The organism is Jiella sp. M17.18, assembly GCF_041027365.1.
GTDB lineage: Bacteria > Pseudomonadota > Alphaproteobacteria > Rhizobiales > Rhizobiaceae > VKMB-3413.
Map to the genome: position 1 here is coordinate 1 of NZ_JBFTEH010000056.1, position 659 is coordinate 659.

Consider the following 659-nt stretch of genomic DNA (forward strand, 5'->3'; position numbering starts at 1 on the left):
TGCGTATTCCGATGAAGTCGCCCGGCAATTCCGCGATCATGTCGCCCGGGATTCCGGGACGATGTCGCCCACCTTTTCGAGGCGCTGCGGACCTTGGTTTTGTTTGTCACCCGGCGGTGGCTTGGTCAATCTGCCAGGACGGCGCGGGAGCGGGTCCGGCGCAGGCTTTCGCCGGTGAGCTCGATGCGATGGGCGTTGTGAAGAAGGCGGTCGAGGATCGCGTCGGCGTAAGTGGGATCGGCGATAATTTCGTGCCAGCGGGACACGGGGATTTGGCTGGTGACGATGGTCGACTTGCGCCCGTACCGCTCTTCGAGGATTTCGAGAAGGTCGTGGCGGGCGGCGGCATCGAGGGGTTCGAGGCCCCAGTCGTCGAGGATCAGGAGCTGGGCGCCGGCGAGAGTTCGCAGGATGCGGGCATAGCGGCCGTCGCCGCGGGCCAGCGCCAGATTGGCGAACAGCTTGGGCACGCGCTGGTAGAGCACCGAGCGGTTGTCGCGGCAGGCGCTGTGGCCGATGGCGGACGCCAGCCACGACTTTCCGACGCCGGTCGGCCCGGTCAGGACCAGATTGTCGTGGGCGGCGATGAAGTCGCCGCCGGCGAGCTTCTGGAAGAGAGCACGGTCGAGGCCGCGATCGGCCTGGTAGTCGACATCCTC

The 659-nt window shown here is 66.6% G+C and carries 1 protein-coding gene; it reads right to left on the reverse strand.

What is annotated here, in order from left to right; genetic code table 11:
* Positions 1–125: 125 nt before the first annotated feature.
* On the reverse strand, positions 126–659 hold a 534-nt coding region (gene istB / locus AB5S17_RS23440), incomplete at its 5' end, for an IS21-like element helper ATPase IstB (protein ID WP_369243584.1).